Annotated in this window: 1 protein-coding gene; it reads right to left on the reverse strand. The window is 39.9% G+C overall.

Features of this window, described 5'->3' with window-relative positions; translation table 11 throughout:
- Positions 1–65 precede the first annotated feature (65 nt).
- Entirely contained in the window at positions 66–509 is a 444-nt protein-coding gene (gene tnpA, locus B5G52_RS21810) for an IS200/IS605 family transposase (protein ID WP_087534711.1), read from the reverse strand.
- Positions 510–556 lie beyond the last annotated feature (47 nt).

The following is a 556-nucleotide window of genomic DNA, read 5'->3' on the forward strand; positions in this document are numbered from 1 at the left end:
AATAAACATCCCCGGGGCAAGCCCTTCTGCTAACGCAGAACTCACTTCGTGAGCGGGGTATTTGGTTAGAACATAGCTATCTGATGATCCGAATGAAGTTGGTCATAATTATTCCCTTGGTTTTTCACATACTTTCTTATCATTGATTCGTCACCATGTTTTCCTACCGTACTTGCAAAATAACCATCAGACCAAAACTCTCCACCCCATAACTGCTTTTTAACATGAGGGCACTTTTTAAAAACCTCTCTTGCCGTTAAACTTTTAATCATCGTTACCAACTTTGTAATGCTGTAGCTTGGAACTGACTGAACTAAAAAATGAATATGGTCTTCATCCGTCCCGATTTCTAAAAATTTGATTTCGTAACGCTTTTCTATTTCGACACAGATCTCTGTGATTGCCCGATCAACTCCCGCATCAAGAACTGCTCTTCTATATTTTGCAGGGAAAACTAGGTGATAAAGTAAAACTGTCACATTGTGGCTTTTATGTATAAATTCGCTCATTACTCAATACTACGCCGCAAGCGGCGGGGAATAAACCCGAAGAGATT

The sequence above is a fragment of the Pseudoalteromonas sp. A601 genome (genome assembly GCF_002165575.1).
Taxonomy (GTDB): Bacteria; Pseudomonadota; Gammaproteobacteria; order Enterobacterales; family Alteromonadaceae; genus Pseudoalteromonas.

Coding starts and splice junctions, on each gene's coding strand:
- tnpA (WP_087534711.1), bottom strand. CDS start 509: ATGAGCGAATTTATACATAAAAGCCACAATGTGACAGTTTTACTTTAT.